Annotated in this window: 17 protein-coding genes; 7 read left to right on the plus strand and 10 right to left on the minus strand. The window is 70.0% G+C overall.

Features of this window, described 5'->3' with window-relative positions:
• The first annotated feature begins 57 nt into the window (after window positions 1-57).
• Both ABD235_RS35975 and ABD235_RS35980 read left to right on the plus strand, forming a co-directional pair.
• Window positions 58-987 (plus strand): cation diffusion facilitator family transporter, encoded by a 930-nt coding sequence (locus tag ABD235_RS35975; RefSeq protein ID WP_344182449.1) that lies wholly within the window; start codon window positions 58-60, stop codon window positions 985-987.
• Window positions 988-991: 4 nt separating this feature from the next.
• Window positions 992-1,183, plus strand: coding sequence for a DUF3099 domain-containing protein (locus ABD235_RS35980; protein WP_344182451.1), 192 nt, complete (start codon window positions 992-994; stop codon window positions 1,181-1,183).
• Here ABD235_RS35980 and ABD235_RS35985 read toward each other — a convergent pair.
• From ABD235_RS35985 to ABD235_RS36005, 5 genes are all read right to left on the minus strand, one after another.
• Entirely contained in the window at window positions 1,180-2,526 is a 1,347-nt protein-coding gene (locus ABD235_RS35985; protein ID WP_344182453.1) for a HAMP domain-containing sensor histidine kinase, read from the minus strand. The two genes, ABD235_RS35980 and ABD235_RS35985, sit on opposite strands and share 4 nt — an antisense overlap.
• The gene (locus ABD235_RS35990; protein WP_344182455.1) at window positions 2,523-3,191 is read right to left on the minus strand and encodes a response regulator transcription factor; all 669 of its coding nucleotides are present in this window, start codon (window positions 3,189-3,191) and stop codon (window positions 2,523-2,525) included. Before ABD235_RS35990 ends, ABD235_RS35985 begins: the two co-directional genes overlap by 4 nt.
• A 63-nt stretch (window positions 3,192-3,254) precedes the next feature.
• On the minus strand, window positions 3,255-4,505 hold the full coding sequence (locus ABD235_RS35995; protein ID WP_344182457.1) for a DUF1501 domain-containing protein: 1,251 nt from the start codon (window positions 4,503-4,505) through the stop codon (window positions 3,255-3,257).
• Between the two features lie 10 nt (window positions 4,506-4,515).
• A complete protein-coding gene (locus ABD235_RS36000) occupies window positions 4,516-5,790 on the minus strand; it encodes a DUF1800 domain-containing protein (protein ID WP_344182459.1) in 1,275 nt (424 codons plus the stop codon).
• A 78-nt stretch (window positions 5,791-5,868) separates the two neighbouring features.
• Entirely contained in the window at window positions 5,869-6,318 is a 450-nt protein-coding gene (locus tag ABD235_RS36005) for a MarR family winged helix-turn-helix transcriptional regulator (protein WP_344182461.1), read from the minus strand.
• Window positions 6,319-6,448: 130 nt separating this feature from the next.
• Here ABD235_RS36005 and ABD235_RS36010 point away from each other — a divergent pair, with 130 nt between their 5' ends.
• From ABD235_RS36010 to ABD235_RS36020, 3 genes are all read left to right on the plus strand, one after another.
• On the plus strand, window positions 6,449-7,285 hold the full coding sequence (locus ABD235_RS36010; RefSeq protein WP_344182463.1) for an aldo/keto reductase: 837 nt from the start codon (window positions 6,449-6,451) through the stop codon (window positions 7,283-7,285).
• A gap of 189 nt (window positions 7,286-7,474) precedes the next feature.
• Complete coding sequence (locus tag ABD235_RS36015) at window positions 7,475-8,269, plus strand: S1 family peptidase (RefSeq protein ID WP_344182465.1); 795 nt, start codon at window positions 7,475-7,477, stop codon at window positions 8,267-8,269.
• A 57-nt stretch (window positions 8,270-8,326) separates the two neighbouring features.
• Window positions 8,327-9,034: a TetR/AcrR family transcriptional regulator gene (locus tag ABD235_RS36020; protein ID WP_344182467.1), complete on the plus strand. Its 708-nt coding sequence runs from the start codon at window positions 8,327-8,329 to the stop codon at window positions 9,032-9,034.
• A 287-nt stretch (window positions 9,035-9,321) separates the two neighbouring features.
• Here the strand turns inward: ABD235_RS36020 and ABD235_RS36025 are convergent, their stop codons facing one another.
• From ABD235_RS36025 to ABD235_RS36035, 3 genes are read right to left on the minus strand one after another with little or no spacing between them, the layout of a single operon-like run.
• Window positions 9,322-10,593, minus strand: coding sequence for a dihydrolipoamide acetyltransferase family protein (locus ABD235_RS36025; RefSeq protein ID WP_344182469.1), 1,272 nt, complete (start codon window positions 10,591-10,593; stop codon window positions 9,322-9,324).
• On the minus strand, window positions 10,590-11,576 hold the full coding sequence (locus ABD235_RS36030) for an alpha-ketoacid dehydrogenase subunit beta (RefSeq protein WP_344182471.1): 987 nt from the start codon (window positions 11,574-11,576) through the stop codon (window positions 10,590-10,592). Before ABD235_RS36030 ends, ABD235_RS36025 begins: the two co-directional genes overlap by 4 nt.
• A gap of 1 nt (window position 11,577) precedes the next feature.
• Window positions 11,578-12,666 carry a thiamine pyrophosphate-dependent enzyme gene (locus tag ABD235_RS36035; RefSeq protein WP_344182472.1) on the minus strand — a complete coding sequence of 363 codons (1,089 nt, stop codon included), beginning with the start codon at window positions 12,664-12,666 and terminating at the stop codon, window positions 11,578-11,580.
• Window positions 12,667-12,785: 119 nt separating this feature from the next.
• On the opposite strand from ABD235_RS36035, the gene ABD235_RS36040 reads away from it, so the two are divergent.
• Window positions 12,786-13,274 carry an Lrp/AsnC family transcriptional regulator gene (locus tag ABD235_RS36040; protein ID WP_344182474.1) on the plus strand — a complete coding sequence of 163 codons (489 nt, stop codon included), beginning with the start codon at window positions 12,786-12,788 and terminating at the stop codon, window positions 13,272-13,274.
• 21 nt (window positions 13,275-13,295) lie between these two features.
• Here ABD235_RS36040 and uppS read toward each other — a convergent pair whose 3' ends face one another.
• Window positions 13,296-14,072, minus strand: a complete 777-nt coding sequence (gene uppS / locus ABD235_RS36045; RefSeq protein WP_344182476.1) for a polyprenyl diphosphate synthase — start codon at window positions 14,070-14,072, stop codon at window positions 13,296-13,298.
• Window positions 14,073-14,111: 39 nt separating this feature from the next.
• On the opposite strand from uppS, the gene ABD235_RS36050 reads away from it, so the two are divergent.
• Window positions 14,112-15,233 (plus strand): glycosyltransferase, encoded by a 1,122-nt coding sequence (locus ABD235_RS36050; RefSeq protein ID WP_344182479.1) that lies wholly within the window; start codon window positions 14,112-14,114, stop codon window positions 15,231-15,233.
• 67 nt (window positions 15,234-15,300) lie between these two features.
• Here the strand turns inward: ABD235_RS36050 and ABD235_RS36055 are convergent, their stop codons facing one another.
• Complete coding sequence (locus tag ABD235_RS36055; protein ID WP_344182481.1) at window positions 15,301-16,230, minus strand: hypothetical protein; 930 nt, start codon at window positions 16,228-16,230, stop codon at window positions 15,301-15,303.
• Between the last annotated feature and the right edge of the window lie 95 nt (window positions 16,231-16,325).

The following is a 16,325-nucleotide window of genomic DNA, read 5'->3' on the forward strand; positions in this document are numbered from 1 at the left end:
CGGCGTACGACGTGCTCGCCGTTTGGCGCTTTCCTCCGGCGGGCACTCCGCAGGGTGATGGCTGACGAATCCACCGGAACCGTGCTGCTCGCCGGAGCGGCCAACCTCGCGATCGCCGTCGCCAAGTGCGTCGCCGGTCTGCTCTCGGGCTCGACGGCGCTGATGGCGGAGGCGGCGCACTCCGTCGCGGACACGCTCAACCAGGTCTTCCTGCTGACCGCCCTCAAGCGCAGCCAGAAGCCCGCCGACGCGATCCATCCGTTCGGCTACGGCCTCGAACGGTACTTCTGGGCCCTGCTGGCGGCCGTCGGCATCTTCGTCCTCGGCGCCGGCTTCTCCATCGTCGAAGGCATCCAGGCCGTCATCCATCCCGACCCGGTCGCGTCGCTGGCCGTCGTCTACACCGTCCTCGCCGTCTCGTTCGTGTTCGAAGGGGTCTCCTGGCTGCGCGCCGTCCGCCAGGTCCGCCGCGAGGCGAAGCAGGAAGGCGTCTCCGCCCTCGAACACCTCAAGGTCGCCGAACCGGCCGTCAAGACCGTCACCTTCGAGGACACCGCCGCCCTGCTCGGTCTGCTGCTCGCCGCCGCCGGCGTCACCCTCAGCGTCCTCACCGGCCACCACTTCTGGGACGGCGCCGCCTCGATCGCCATCGGACTCCTGCTGATCGGCGTCGCCTTCACCCTCGGCCGCGACAACAAGGCCATGCTGATCGGCCAGTCCCTCCCCGCCGACGTCCAGGAGGAGATCCGCGCCACCATCGCCGCCGCCCCCGGCATCGACGCCGTGGTCGAGCTCCTCACCCTCCGCATGGCCGCCGACGAGGTCCTGGTCGTCGTCCGGGTCGACCTCGACGACTCCGCAACCACCGGCGCCGCCGTCGAGCAGCTGGCCGAGAAGATCGACCGCGAGGTCCGCGAGCGCTTCCCCACCGTCCGCCACCTGTTCCTCGACCCGACCCCGCAAGCGCAGACTCCCGGCGTACGCTGACAACGTGCCGAAACTCACCGGCCGCCCCGGCAACCAACGCGCCTACCTCCTGATCATGGGCGCCTGCGCCACGCTGATCATCCTGGCCTGGTTCGTCGTCCGCCTGTTCTCCGTCCCCGCCGCCATCGGCATGAGCGCGGTCGCCGCGGTCCTCCCGCCGGTCGCCGCCATCGTCGCCAACAACCGCCAGGACTAACGGAACCGCAGCACCAGCCGGAAGGCAGCACCAGGCCGACCATCAGGCCGGTCACCACACGTGAGGTCCCCGCCGTGCGCCCGAGCGAACCCCCGCGCAATCGGCAGCCCGAGGCCCGACCCACGCGCCGTGGGACTGTGCACCAGCCGTCGGAAGATCCGCTCCCGATCCACCGGCAGCACCCCAGGACCGTTGTCCTGCACAACAGTCTCGGCGTACGCCGGCGCTCCTTCTTCCCCCGGAACCATCCGAACGAGGATCTGGATGGTCCCCCGGTCGCCCGCCGCCGTCCGGGCGTTGTTCGTCAGGTTGGTCAGAATCTGCGTGACGCGTTCCGGGTCGGCCTCGACCTCGACCTCCTGGCCCAGGACCTCGACCGTCAGCTCCGGCGCAACCAGCCGAAGCCGCTCGACCTGCGTCAGCGCGATCGCCTTCAACCGAACAGGCTGCAGCCGCAGTTCCAGCCCGGCGTCGATCCGCGCGAGGTCGAGCAGGTCGTCCACCAGCGCGCCCGCGCGCTGAGACTCCCGCACCAGCAGCAGTTCCAGCTCGTCCCGCCGCCGAGGCGACGCATCCGGTCCGAGCCGCAGCAACGTCTCCGCCGCCGTACGGATCCCCGCGACCGGCGTCCGCAGCTCATGCGCCGCGTCAGCCACGAACTCCCGCATCCGCGCCTCCGACCCGCGCGCCTGCTGCTCGGCCCCCTCCAACGCGTCGAGCATCTCGTCGAACGCGGCCGCCGTCCGCCCGAGCTCCGTGTCGTCCCGCGTCGGCTGCAACCGCCCACCGCGCCGCCCGGCCGCGATCGACCGCGCCAGCCCCGTCATCGCGTCCAGCGGCGCCAACGCGAACCGCATCCCGATCACCAACGCCAACCCGGTGATCACCAACGCCGCCGCCCCCGAGATCAGCAACGTACGCCGCAACGTTCCACTGGCCTCCGCCAGCAAGGACGTGTCGGCCGACAACGTCAGCTCCGCCCCCTTGGTCCGCAGCCCCGCCTGCAGCGTCGCCCGCACCTGCCGAACCTCACTCGAAGCGTCCACTGGCGGAGCCCCCAGCACCTGCCCTGATCGCAGCACCAACGTCACCCGTACGCCGTCCGCGTCAACCCGTCGTACCAACGCCGCCGGCGCCACGTTCTGCCGGGCAAGCTGCTGCGCCAGCTGGGTCCGCCCGCTCAGCAACGCATCCAGGTTCCGCTCGGCCTGCGCGTCGAAGACCCCCTTGACCACCAGCCCGGTCACCGGCAGCACCACCACCAGCACCAGCAAGGCCAACCAGGTCACCCGCCGCCGCAACGAAGCAGTCCGCAACGGCGTCGCAAGCGGCTGCGTGCTCACGACTGATCCGCTCGCAGGATGTACCCGGTGCCCCGGATCGTGTGCAGCAGGCGTGGCCCGTGGGCCTCGAGTTTGCGGCGGAGTGCGCTGATGTGGACTTCGACCAGATTGGCGGCGTAGTCGTCGTACCCCCAGACCGCGGTCAGGAGCTGCGTCTTGCCGACGACCCGGTCGCAACGCCCGGCCAGGAAGGTGAGCAGCTTCAGCTCGGTCGCGGTCAGCTCCAGCGCATGACCGGCGCGACTGGCGGTGCCCGCGTCGACGTCGACGCGAAGGTCGGCGACTTGGATGACGGTCCGCAGGCGACCCATCCGGCGCAGCACAGCCTCGACCCGAGCGATCAGTTCGGCCAGGACGAACGGTTTCACCACGTAGTCGTCCGCACCGGTCCGCAGCCCGTGCAAACGATCCTGTACGCCGTCCCGCGCGGTCAGCAGCACGATGCCGGCGTTCGAGATCTCCCGAGCGACCGACAGCAACTCGAAGCCGTCCCGCCCAGGCAGCATCACGTCCAGCAGCACCAGATCCGGCCGGTACTCCGCCAGATCCCGCTCGAACGTCTCCCCGTCGGCCCGCGTCTCGACGGTGAACCCGGCCTCCTCCAGCGCGATGCCCACCGCCGTACGGATCACTTCCGCGTCCTCGACCAGCAGCACCCGCGCCATCCGGCCATCCTGCCACCGGCGGTCACCACGACCACGCACAGTTGCCCGAGCTTCAGCAGATCTTCAGACCCGGATCAGCCCGTCGACCGTCCCGGTGTGACCGGCCAGCACCTTCCCCGGATCGGTGGACAGCACCCCACCGAGCAACGACGCGTAGACGTCGCGGAAGTCAACCGTCGACTTCAAGTCACCGTTCGACAGGTCGGTGAGGCTCGGCTGAGCCCCGTGGAACCCGCCGCTGACCTTCTCCCCGAGCACGAAGAGCGGACCGGCCGTCCCGTGATCGGTGCCGTCACTGCCGTTCGCGTGCACGCGTCGCCCGAACTCCGAGTACACCAGCACCACCACGTTCTTCCCCCGATCGGTCTTCCGCAGCCGCTGCACGAACGGCGTCAACGACGAGTCCAGCTCCGTCAGCAACCGCTGCTGAGTCCCCCGCTCATCGGCGTGCGTGTCGAAACCACCCAACGACACCGAGTACGCCCGCGTCGGCACCCCGGCCTCGATCAACCCGGCAACCAGGTCCAACTGAGCCCCCAACTGCGACGCCCCACCGGCCGAGGCACCCTTCGTCCGCTCCTCGTCCTCGTCGTCCTCCCGCTCACCGGCATCGCGAGCAGCCCCACCCAGCACCCGTACGGCGTTCTGCAGATCACCCAGCGACTTCGCCGCCTGCGCCTGCCAGTACTCCTCGCCGGAACTCGGCTTCCCCAACGCCGCAAACGCCTCTCCCAACGCGCCTTGGGGAAGCTTCAACCCCCGAACCGGCAACGACGCCGCAGCAGTCGTCGCGCCCGCCAGCAACGGCGGCAACGTCGGCTCCACCGACACCGCCCGCAGGGGATCAGCACCGGAAGCATCCAGCCACCGCCCGAGCCACCCGGTCGGCACCGACGTCGACGGCGACGCCGTCTGCCAGATCGCCATCGACCGGAAGTGACTCCGATCCGGCTCCGGATACCCGACACCGCGCACCACAGCGAGCCGGTCCTCGTCCCACAACCCCTTCAACCCCTTGAGCCCAGGGTTCAGCCCGAGCCCCTCCCCGAGATCGAGCACTTCCTCTGGTTTGTACGCCAGCTCCGGCCGAGCATCCTGGTACGCCGGATCAGCAGCCGGTACGACGGTGTTCAGCCCGTCGTTCCCGCCGTACAGCGTGACGACGACGAGCACGGAATCGCCACTGGGCAAGGGATCCCGAACCGCCGCGGTCATCAGGTCGGACCAGCTGACCTGGGTCGCGCCGACCGCGAGCGCGCCCGCGGCGGTCACCCCGCTCATGGTCAGGAACCGGCGTCGAGTCAGGTTGTCCACAGTCTTCTCCTCAACCACTCACGACGTACTCGGGAGCGCAGGCGGCCACGGCCGTCAGCTGCACGGGATCCTTCAGCGAGCCCAACGCGGCCTTCGTCCGGGTGGACCACCCGTCCACGCCCAGCAGTGCCTGTACGTCGGTCACCGAGTCCAGGTCAGCCGCCTTCGCCAGCAACTGCGCCACCTGCAGCCGAGTCACCCCGGCCGAGGTCGTCAGCCAGCTCGCCCCCGAAGGCCAGCCGCCGACGCTCGGCGGCCGGAACGGCACCTGTCCCATCCCGCGCAACCCGGCGATCAGCTTCATCCGCGTCTTCTCGTCCAGCCGCGCCGGCCGCAGCCGCAACGCCCGCAGCAGCCCGACCGCCCACTCGACCGGCTGCTTCACCAACGCCGAAGCGCTGTCCGTGAAGACCGCCTCGGCCACCATCGCCCGCAGCAGCGCCCGAACGTCGCGCTGACTCCCGTACGCCGCGACCAGCCGCCGCATCGTGTCGGCCGACGGCGGGGTCGCCGACACCAGCCGGAACCACAACCGCCCGATCACGAACGGCGCCGACGCCGCCTGTGCGACGGCCAGGTCGGCGAACCCGCGCGCGTCGTACGCGCCCGTCTTGCCGAAGAGCGTCTTGGGGGCCCCGTCGTGCCTGGCCGCGACGAAGCGGGCCTGCGTCGCGCCGCGTTTGATGGTCCACCCGGTCAGGCAGCGTGCGCCCTCGAACACGTCGACCTCGCTGTAGTGCCCGATCCCGAGCGTGAACAGCTCGAGGAACTCGCGGCCCAGGTTCTCGTTCGGGGAGCCTTTGCGGTTCGCGTTGCCGTCGAGCCAGCGGATCATCGCCGGGTCGACCACCATCGCCTGGGCCAGGTCACCGAACCGGCCGAGCGCGTGGGTCCGGAACGTCTGGTTCTGGGTGTACATCAGCTGGGCGTTGCGGACCTTCTGGTTGCTGGTCGCGAAGTGCCCGTGCCAGAACCAGGTCAGTCGCTCGGTCGCCGTCGGCTCGGCGACCATCCGGTCGAGCCACCAGCTGGTCAGCCGCAGCTCCTGCGCCGCGCGCAGCTTGTTCGCCGCCTTCTTCGCGGCCTTGTCGTCCTTCGTCCCGCCGTCCTTCTTGTCAGTAGCCGCCTCCGGTGGCGTCAGCCCAGGCGGCGGCACGACAGCCACCGACGGCGGCCCGAGCAGCCGCGCGACGGCCGCGTCGAACCCCTCGCCGGGAACGCCGCCCCCGAACCCGAGCCGGTCGTTCAGCCGCCGGACCGCGGCGCGTTCGCTGATCTCACCCATGCCCCGATCCTGGCCGTCCGCGCGCCAGAACCCCAGCAGAACAAGGGCATCTTCAGCCAACCCACAGGTTGGCCGAACTCAGACCGGCAGCGCGACCTCGGCCAGCGCCTTCACCAGCGGCGCCTGCTCGGGCAGCTCAGCAGCCTTCTCCAAAGCAGCGGACAGAACGGCGTCGTGCGTCGGCTGAGCCTCGGCCAGCAGCGCCCGTCCCGCCTCGGTCACCTCGGTGTAGATCCCGCGCCGGTCCGTCGGGCACAGGTACCGCGAGAGCAGCTTGCGGTCCTCGAGCCGGTTCACCAGCCGCGTCGTGGCCGACTGGCTCAGGACCACGGCGTTCGACAGCTGGTTCATCCGCAGGTGGTAGTCGTCCTGCCGAGCCAGTACGTCGAGCACGCTGTACTCGCTCACCGAGAGCCCGTGCTGCTTGTTCAGCGCCCGCTCCAGCTCGTCCTCGATCCGCGCGTGCAAGGCGGCCAGCGTGCGCCACCCCTGCGCGCGAGCCTCCGCGGCGTCGTCCGGTAGTCCCACAGCTCCTCCTCACCCGCCCAGCAGTTGATTCCATCCGGAACAGATGGTTTCATGAAGCAATAGCCCGCGCGTGCAACTATCGCGGACGCGGGTATTAATCACCAGACTACCGACCAGGAGCAGAAAAGCCATGCCGGCCGACCTTCCCACCATCACCCTGAACAACGGCGTCGAGATGCCGCAGCTGGGCTTCGGCGTCTTCCAGGTGCCGGACGACGAGACCACCGCCGCCGTCACCGCCGCGCTCGAGGCCGGTTACCGCAGCATCGACACCGCCGCGGCGTACCAGAACGAGGCAGGCGTCGGGAAGGCTCTGGCCGACTCCGGCATCGACCGGTCCGACCTCTTCGTCACGACCAAGCTGTGGAACGCCGACCAGGGCTACGACGAGACGCTCAAGGCCTTCGAGCGCAGCCGCTCGCTGCTCGGCCTCGAGTACGTCGACCTCTACCTGATCCACTGGCCCGCTCCGGCGCTCGGCAAGTACGTCGACAGCTGGCGCGCCCTGGAGAAGCTCACGACCGACGGCCTGGTCCGCGCGATCGGCGTCTCCAACTTCCAGCCGTCGCACCTCGACAAGCTCGCCGAGACCGCGTCGATCGTCCCGGCGGTCAACCAGATCGAGCTGCACCCGTACCTGCAGCAGGCCGAGGTCCGCGCGTACGACGAGGAGCACGGCATCGCCACCGAGGCCTGGAGCCCGCTGGCCAAGGGCGGTTCGCTGCTCGGCGAGCCGGTCGTCCAGGCGATCGCCGAGAGGCTCGGCCGGACCGCCGCGCAGGTCGTGCTGCGCTGGCACCTGCAGCTGGGCACCATCGTGATCCCGAAGTCGGTCACCCCGGCGCGGATTGCCGAGAACCTCGACGCGTTCGGCTTCGAGCTGACCGACGCCGACCTCGCCGAGCTGGCGAAGCTCGAGCGCGACGAGCGCACCGGCCCGCACCCGGACGAGTTCAACGTCGCCTGAGCACTGCACACAGGGCGTCCGGGCCGCCGGCAGAGGTTTTCCCTTGCCGACGGCAAGATTCGCGGCCCAGGACTGACACAGCACTGATGTGCCGGAGCAATCGCTTGCTTCACGCACCGTGGTGGGACGACTCTTCTCGGTCAGAGGCCGCTACCGCCCACTGCGGCCGATGACACCTGGAGTGTGAGCATGTCAGGACAGCTCAAGTTCACCCGTGCGGCCCTGGTCGCAGTGATGGTCGCCGTCGCGTCGGCCGGTGCGGTCAGCGCGGCCGAGGCCCGCGTGACACCGGGAACCAACATCGTCGGCGGTACGACGGCGAGCACCGCGCAGACCCCCTGGGCGATCGCGCTGAACAACAGCCGGTCCCCGGTGGCGAGCGGCCAGTACTGCGGCGCCACGCTGGTGAAGGCGAACAAGATCGTCACCGCCGCGCACTGCGTGACCCAGCCGATCAGCACCTACACCGCGGTCCAGGGCCGGGACCGGCTCAGCACCACGGCCGGCAAGACCTCGAAGATCTCCAAGATCTGGAAGGACCCGCAGTACGGACGCGCGGCCGGCCACGACGTCGCCGTACTGACCCTGACCACGCCGTTCACCGGTGTGGCGACGCTGCCGCTCGAGACCAGCCGCTCGGCCGACGCCGTCGGCGCGCAGCCGGTCGTCTACGGCTGGGGCGACACCGAGGGGACCGGTCCGGCCGACACGTTCCAGAAGGTGACCGTTCCGGTGCTCGGTGACTCGTACTGCGGTCAGGTCTACGCCAGCGAGGGCTACGTGGCCAACGGCGAGATCTGCGCCGGCTACAAGGCCGGCGGCAAGGACTCCTGCCAGGGCGACTCCGGCGGCCCGCTCGTGCTGAACGGCCGGCTCTTCGGCGTCGTGTCGTGGGGCATCGGCTGCGCGGACGCGGGCAACCCCGGCGTGTACGCCGAGGTCGCGTCGTACGCCTCGGCCCTGACGACGCAGATCAACAGCTAGCGACACGCCACTGATACGCCGTACCAGAGCCTGGTACGGCGTATTAGTGTGTCGCCGGTGGCACGTGAAGCTGATGAGAAGACGGTCCTGGGCTCGGTGTGGCTCCGAGCCGAACCGGCGTCGACCCGAGCACCGCTGACCCGCGAGGACATCGTCGGCGCGGCGATCGGCATCCTCGACAAGGAGGGCCTCGACGGCCTCTCGATGCGCCGCGTCGCCGTCGAGCTGGGCACCGCCGCCACGTCGGCCCTCTACTGGCGGGTCGCCACCAAGAACGACCTGCTCGAGCTGGGCGTCGACGAGATCCTCGCCGAGGCTCTGGTTCCCACCGGCGACGGCGACTGGCGAGACCAGCTGGCCGTCCTCGGCCTCGCGGCGTACGAAGCCCTCGACCGCCACCCCTGGGCCACCCAGCTCCTGGCGTCCCACGCCGGCCTGGGCCCGAACTATCAGGCCTACACCGCCCGCCTGGTCGAAATCCTCACCACAGCAGGCTTCAAAGGCATCCACCTGGACGCCGCGGTCTCAGCCGTCTTCCACTACGTCGTCGGCGCAGCCGTCACCGACGCCGCCTGGCACTCCACCATCCACCGCAGCGGCCTCCCCGACTCCACCTGGGCCAACGCAGCCGGCCAGCACCTCGACATCGAACCCGAAGCCCTGACCGCCTACCTAACCCCCGACAACCCTGCAGGCCCCACCGCCCGCTTCACCGCCGGCCTGAGAGTAATCCTGGTCGGCCTCCGCCCCCGCCGCTTGTCGTAGGCAAAAGCCGGTCCTTCGCCACAACCGGCACGGGCGAGGCCCGTCGCCAGTCAGGCGGAACAAACTCCTCCGCCCGTCGCTGTCATAGGAGCGGGTCGCCGAGCGGCTCGTCGGCGGATGCCGTCGCGGGCGAAATCCAAGCCTTCACCGCAACCGGCACGGGCGAAGCCCGTAGCCGTTCCCGGGGCGGCAGACCCCTCGCCAACCCGCCTCACCACAGCCGGCACGGGCGAAGCCCGTAGCCGTTCGGGGCGACGGGCCCCTCCTCCCCTTTCTTCCAGGGATCCCTAGAGATCAGCGAAAGCTGAGGTGGGGTTCTCGAAAGCATCCGCGACGAAGCGGAGGAAGGCTGCTGCGGTGCCGCCGTCGCAGACTCGGTGGTCGAAGACCAGCGAGAGCTGGGTGAGTTTGCGGATCGCCAGTTCGCCGTCGACCACCCAAGGACGGTCGATGATGCGCCCCACGCCGAGGATCGCGACCTGCGGGTGGTTGATGATCGCGGCGCTGCCGTCGACGCCGAAGCTGCCGTAGTTGTTGAGGGTGAAGGTCCCGCACGCCAGCTCGTGCGCGGTGAGCTTGCCGTCGCGGGCCGCGGCGGTGAGCCGGCGGATCTCGCCGTCGAGCTCGCGCGTGGTCAGCGTGTGGGCGTTCGGTACGGCGGGGACGAGCAACCCGCGATCGGTCTGCGCCGCCAGGCCGAGGTTGACGCCGTCGTACTGCACCAGGTCGTCACCGTCGACGAAGCCGTTCAGCTCCGGGTGCTTGCGCAGTCCGGCGACGACGAAGCGCGCCATCAGCGCGAGCAGCCCTGGGCCGGGATCGGTGGCCGTGCGCATCGAAGCCCGCAGCTCGACCAGCGGGGTCGCGTCGACGTCCACCCAGGTGGTCGCCTCGGGGATTTCCGACCGGCTCCGGCTGAGCGTCGCCGCCACGGTCTTGCGGAACCCGTTCATCGTCGTACGCCGCAGCTCGGGCAGGCCCGTGCGGGAGTCGGCGGACGAAGCAGAAGCCTCAACTACAGAAGGAGTTTCAGGAGCAGAAGGAATGAGAGCAGCAACAGCAGCTTCGACGTCGCGACGCACGATCAGACCACCTGCGCCAGAGCCCTCCAAAGTGCGCAGGTCAAGCCCCGCGTCCTTGGCGATCCTGCGAACCAATGGCGAAATCACCAGTGGGACTCGAGGGCGCTCGGCAACAACAACAGTTGACTGCCCGTTCGCGCGCGGCTTCCGCCGACGCCCCGAGCCCGCGCTCTCCGGCGTCCCGTAGCCGATCAGCACGTTCCCCGAGCCGGCCTTCTCCTCCTCGCGGTACGCCTCGCCCGCGACAGACCCGATCGTGATCAGCGGCTTGCCCACGGCAACGGTCGTACCCTCGGCGCCGTGCAGCTCGGTCACCACTCCGGCGTACGGCGACGGCACCTCCACCAGCGACTTCGCGGTCTCCACCTCGGCGATCGGCGCGTCCACGGCGACAACGTCGCCGACGGCAACCAACCACCGCACGATCTCCGCCTCGGTCAGGCCCTCGCCGAGGTCCGGCAGCAGGAACGTGTTCACGAGTCCTCCCACTGCAGATCGTCGACGGCGTCGAGGATCCGGTCCACCGACGGCAACTGGTGCCGCTCCAGGTGCGGAGGCGGGAACGGGATGTCGAACCCGGTCACCCGCCGGATCGGCGCGGCCAGCGAGTGGAAGCAGCGCTCGGTGACCCGAGCAACGATCTCGGACGACACCGAAGCAAACCCGGAGGCCTCGGCAACCACCACAGCGCGCCCGGTCGAACGAACAGCAGCACAAACGGTCTCGTCGTCGAACGGCACGATCGACCGAAGATCCACCACGCCCAGCGACCGACCCTCGGCGGCCGCAGCCTCCGCGGCCTCCAACGCGATCGGCACAGTGGGCCCGTACGCGATCAGCGTCGCGTCAGCGCCTGCACGCCGTACGACAGCCTTCCCGATCCCCGGCTCGGCGACGCCGAGGTCGATCTCCTCCTTGGCCCAGTACAGCTTCTTCGGCTCCATGAAGATCACCGGGTCCGGGAACTCGATCGCCCGCCGCATCAGCCAGTACGCGTCGGCGACCGTGGCCGGCGCGACCACCGTCAGGCCGGGCGTGTGCGCGTAGTACGCCTCGGACGAGTCGCAGTGGTGCTCGACGCCGCCGATGCCTCCGGCGTACGGCATCCGGATCACCATCGGCAGCGTGACCTTGCCGCGGGTCCGGTTGCGCATCTTCGCGACGTGGCTGACGACCTGCTCGAACGCCGGGTAGCCGAACGCGTCGAACTGCATCTCGACGACCGGCCGCATCCCGTTCATCGCCATCCCGATCGCGGTCCCGACGATCCCGGACTCGGCCAACGGGGTGTCGAAGCAACGACTCTCGCCGAACTCGGCGGTCAGCCCGTCGGTCACCCGGAACACGCCACCGAGCGCGCCGACGTCCTCGCCGAACATCAGCACGGTGTCGTCGGCCCGCATCGCGTCGCGCAGCGCCTGGTTCAGCGCCTGCGCCATGGAGAGCTTCACGTGCGTCATCTCAGGCCTCCTCACGAGCCAGTTCGTCGGCCAGGAACGCGGCCTGTTCGCGCAGCTGCGGCGTCTGCGTGGTGTAGAGGTGCTGGAACAGCTCCGCCGGATCCGGCTGGACGTCCTCCATCAGCCCGACCCGCGTGTACTCCGCCACCTGGTCAGCGGCCGAAGCAGCAGCAGCCCGAGCCGCGTCGTCCAGCAGCCCGGCACCGCTCAGATACGCGTCCAGCCGCTTGATCGGGTCCCGCTCCAACCACGGCGTGACCTCGGCGTCGTCGCGGTACCGCGAGGCGTCGTCCGCGTTGGTGTGCGCCTGCACCCGGTACGTGTGCGCCTCGACGAGCTGCGGTCCTTCGCCGGCCCGCGCCCGCTCGACAGCCCGGCCCAGGACGGCGAGCAGCCCGGCCAGATCGTTGCCGTCGGCCCGTTCACCGGGTACGCCGTACCCGATGCCCTTGTGCGCAAGGGAAGGTGCTGCGGTCTGCTTGGCCAGCGGCACCGAGATCGCGTACTCGTTGTTCTGGATGAAGAACACGACCGGCGCCTGCCAGACCGCGGCGAAGTTGAGCGCCTCGTGGAAGTCGCCCTCGCTGGTCCCGCCGTCGCCGACGAGCGCCATCACGACGGTGTCCTCCCCCTTGAGCCGCGCGGCGTGCGCGACGCCCACCGCGTGCAGCAGCTGGGTCGCGAGCGGCGTGGACTGCGGCGCGACGTTGCGCGCGTACGGGTCGTACCCGGAGTGCCAGTCGCCGCGCAGCAGCGTCAGCGTCTCGATCGGGTCGACGCCGCGGCTCACGATCGAGACCGTGTCGCGGTACGTCGGGAAGAGCCAGTCGCGCTCCTCCAGCACCATCGTCGCCGCGACCTGGCAGGCCTCCTGGCCGTGCGACGACGGGTAGACCGCGAGCCGGCCCTGGCGGACCAGCGCACTGGCCTGGTCGTTGAGCCGGCGGCCCTTGACCAACTGTGCGTAACCGTCGGTCAGCGTCTCCGCGGAGGGGAGCTGGTACGACGCGTGCGCGTGCGCGGCGCCGTGCTCGTCGATCAGCCGGACGGGCTCGGCGGAGGGGAGCAGGCGCTCCTCAACGGTGGACATTTTGCCCTCCTGCGGGGAGACGGACTGATGCCTCATCGTCGTACTTCTGGCCATTCGCTGCCAGACCCTGCAGAATTGCGAGACGAACGGCGTTCCGATCAGCCTGAGCGAGGAGCAGAATGTCCGAAGAAGTCACAGTCGCTGCCCAGCGCCCTGGACAGATGGTCGTCGCCCCCGCGCTGGACGAGCTCGACCGGCAGATCGTCGAGGCCCTGACCCAGGACGGACGCCTCTCGATCCGGGCCCTCGCGGACCAGGTCCACATCTCCCGCGCCAACGCCTACGCGCGTGTCGAGCGCCTCACCGCGACCGGCGTCATCACCGGTTTCACGACGACCGTCGACCCGCTGAAACTGGGGCTCGCGACGTCGGCGTACGTCACGCTCAGTCTCCGCCAGAGCTCCTGGCGAGCCCTGCGCGAACAGCTCCAGACCATCCCCGAGATCAAGCACATGGCCCTGGTCGGCGGCGACTTCGACGCGATCCTGCTGGTCCGCGCCGCCGACAACGAGGGCCTGCGCCGCGTCGTCCTGGAGAAGCTCCAGGCGATCCCGGAGGTGCTGGGCACCCGCACGGCGCTGATCTTCGAGGACCTCGGGACGCTCTGACGCTCGTACGACGTACTGCGGCTACGCGCCGCGGCGGCGTTGCCGGGCGGCGTACGCACGCAGAGCGCGGAGGAAGTCGATCTCGCGGAAGGCCGGCCAGTACGGGTCGCAGAAGTAGAGCTCCGAGTACGCCGACTGCCAGAGCAGGAAGTTGGACATCCGCTGCTCGCCGCTGGTGCGGATGATCAGGTCGGGGTCGGGCTGGCCTGCGGTGTAGAGGTGTTTGGTGATGTCGTCGGCGTCGAGTGTGTCGGCGAGCGAATCGAGGTCGTTGCCCGCGCGCGCCTCCGACTCCAGCAGGGACCGGACCGCCTCGACGAGCTCCTGGCGGCCGCCGTACCCGATGGCGAGGGTGACGTGGTTGCCGGTGCTGATGTCCTTGGTCGCCTCGACGGCGTGCTTCAGGGCGCGGGCGGTGGTGTCGGGGAGCAGGTCGATCAGCCCGGCGACGTGGACCTGCCAGCGGCCGCCCGGCTCGGTGAGGCGGGTGGTGACGACCTCTTCGATCAGCTTCATCAGGTACATGACTTCTTCGTTGCCGCGCTTGACCAGGTTCTCGGTCGAGCAGACGAAGACGGTGACGTGCCGGACGCCCGCGGTCTCGCACCAGCCGAGCGCGTTCTCGACGTGCATCGCGCCGTACCGGTGACCGACGCTCGGATTCGCGTGCCCCTGCCCGCGGGCCCAGCGGCGATTGCCGTCCATCACCAGGCCGACGTGCCGCGGCCGCGGCTTGCCGGCCAACTGCCGCCGGAGCCGCCACTTGTACATCCCGTACAGCACGTCGTTGATGGCCATCCACAGAATCTATCCGCTGCCGGAGGTACTGTGCGTCGGATGCGGATCCTGTTCACGTTCATCGGGGGCATCGGGCACTTCCGGCCGCTGGTCCCGATCGCCCGCGCCGTCGAAGCAGCCGGCCACGAGGTCCGCGTCGCCGGATCCGGCAAGGTCACGCCGACGGTCGAGGCCGCCGGCTTCACCACCTTCGCGACCAGCGGCCCACGCCTCGCCGACGCTCCGCCGCTGGTCCCCGAGCCGCTCACACCCGCCGACCCCGCCGCCGAGGAACAGCACTTCGCCTCGGCCTTCGGCGGCCGCGGCGCCCGCCGCCACGCCTCCGCCCTGCTCGAGATCGCGGCCTCCTGGAAGCCCGACGTCATCGTCCGCGACGAAGCCGACTTCGGCTCCGCCGTCGCCGCCGAGAAACTCGGCATCCCCTGTACGACGGTCCTGGTCCTCGCCTCAGGAGCCCTGCTCCGCAAGGACCTGCTCGCCGGCCCGCTGGGCGAGGTCAGAGCCGAGCACCAACTCCCACCGGACCCCGACCTCACCTTCCTCGACCGGGGCCTGATCCTCTCGCCCTTCCCCCCGAGCTTCCGCCACCCGTCCTTCCCCCTACCGCCGAACACCTTCTCCTATCGCACCGCCGAGATCCCGCCCGCCCAGCCTCATCCCCCGACGGTCTACTTCACCCTCGGCACCGTCTTCCAGCCCGACGCCGACGATCTCTTCACCCGAGTCCTCACCGGCCTCCGCGACCTCACCGCCGACGTCGTCGTCACCGTCGGCGAACGCAACGACCCCGCCGCCCTCGGCGCCCAGCCGCCGCACGTCCGCATCGAACGCTTCATCCCCCAGGAAGACCTGCTCCCCACCTGCGACCTCGTCATCTCCCACGGCGGCTCCGGCAGCATCCTCGGCACCCTCGCCCACGGCCTCCCGTCGATCGTCCTCCCGCTCGGCGCCGACCAGCCCCACAACGCCCAACGCATCGTCACCCTGGGCGCGGGCCTGGCACTCGACCCGGTAGCCCTCACCCCGGCCGAGGTAACCCAAGCAGCCGCCTCAGTACTTGCTGACAGCAACTACACCCAAGCCGCCCAACGCCTCCAAGCAGAACTCAGCACCCTCCCCGACGTATCCCGAACAGTCCCCCTCATCGAGTCCCTCAGCTAGTACGGAGGAAAGGGGCCGGGCCCGGTCGCGGACGACCCCGGCTCAGCCCGTATCCCGCCGAACCAGCTCAGCGCCGGAACGCACCCGGCCCGTTCACCTGCCAGCCCTTCGCCACCGGGTCGGCGATCGACCGCAGCGGCATCGTGAAGCTGCGGACCTGCTTGGCCGGCCGGCTGATCGCCCAGAACGTCGGGTTCTTCGTCGTCGACCGGTCCCACGCGATGCCCTGGCCCTGGATCTCCGGCAGGTCGACCGTCGCCACCCACCGCAGCTCCGCCCCGGCCTCGGGCAGCTTCATCACATACGCCTCGCCGAGGTCGTGCCCGGTCAGCCACAGCCGCCCGTCCGGCCCCCACGACCCACCGGAGTTGCTCATCGGCTTGAACCGGTCGAGGATCGTCTTCGGGATGGTCCACCCCGCGACCACCTCGAAGTCGTCGTTGAGCTTCACCACCTGGGTGTTGTACGTCTCGCCGTACGGCGCGCCGGAGCCGTCCTCACGCGGGTTGTCGTAGTTCGCGAACCCGGCCCACCAGGCGCCGTCGTGCCGGTCCAGCCAGGTCAGCGACCCGCGGTCGATCCCGAAGCTGTGGGTGGCGACGTGCCGCATCGTCCGGGTGTCGAACACCTCGATCGACGACTCCATCGGGTACTCGGGATAGTTCGAGTGCACGGCGTACAGCTTGCTGCCGACCACAGCCGCGCTGTCCAGGTGCTCGAACGGCCCGTCGGTGTCGCCGGCGAACTGCAGCAGCGGCTCACCGGTCCGCCGGTCGTGCTTGGTGATCGTCCGGTTGTTCACCGCGTAGAAGTACTTCGCGTCGACCGCGACCGCCTGGTTCGCGTCGAAGGCCGGGAACGACTTCACCGGCGTCGCCACGAACGACGGCGGGTCGGCAGCGACTACAGCAGCCGGTACGACGACCGCCGGCGCCGCGGCCGCCAGGGAAGGGACGGCCGCGGCCGCCACGGCCACCAGGACGAGGAGCTTCTTCATCAGGACCTCCGAAGGGGATGGAAACCTCCGGAAGCCTGCGCCGTACGTCGGAACGCCCGTGGTCCGGCGAGTGAACCGGCCTGATCGAGCAGGTG

Origin of the sequence: Kribbella lupini (assembly GCF_039529595.1) — a bacterium.
Taxonomy (GTDB): Bacteria; Actinomycetota; Actinomycetes; order Propionibacteriales; family Kribbellaceae; genus Kribbella; species Kribbella lupini.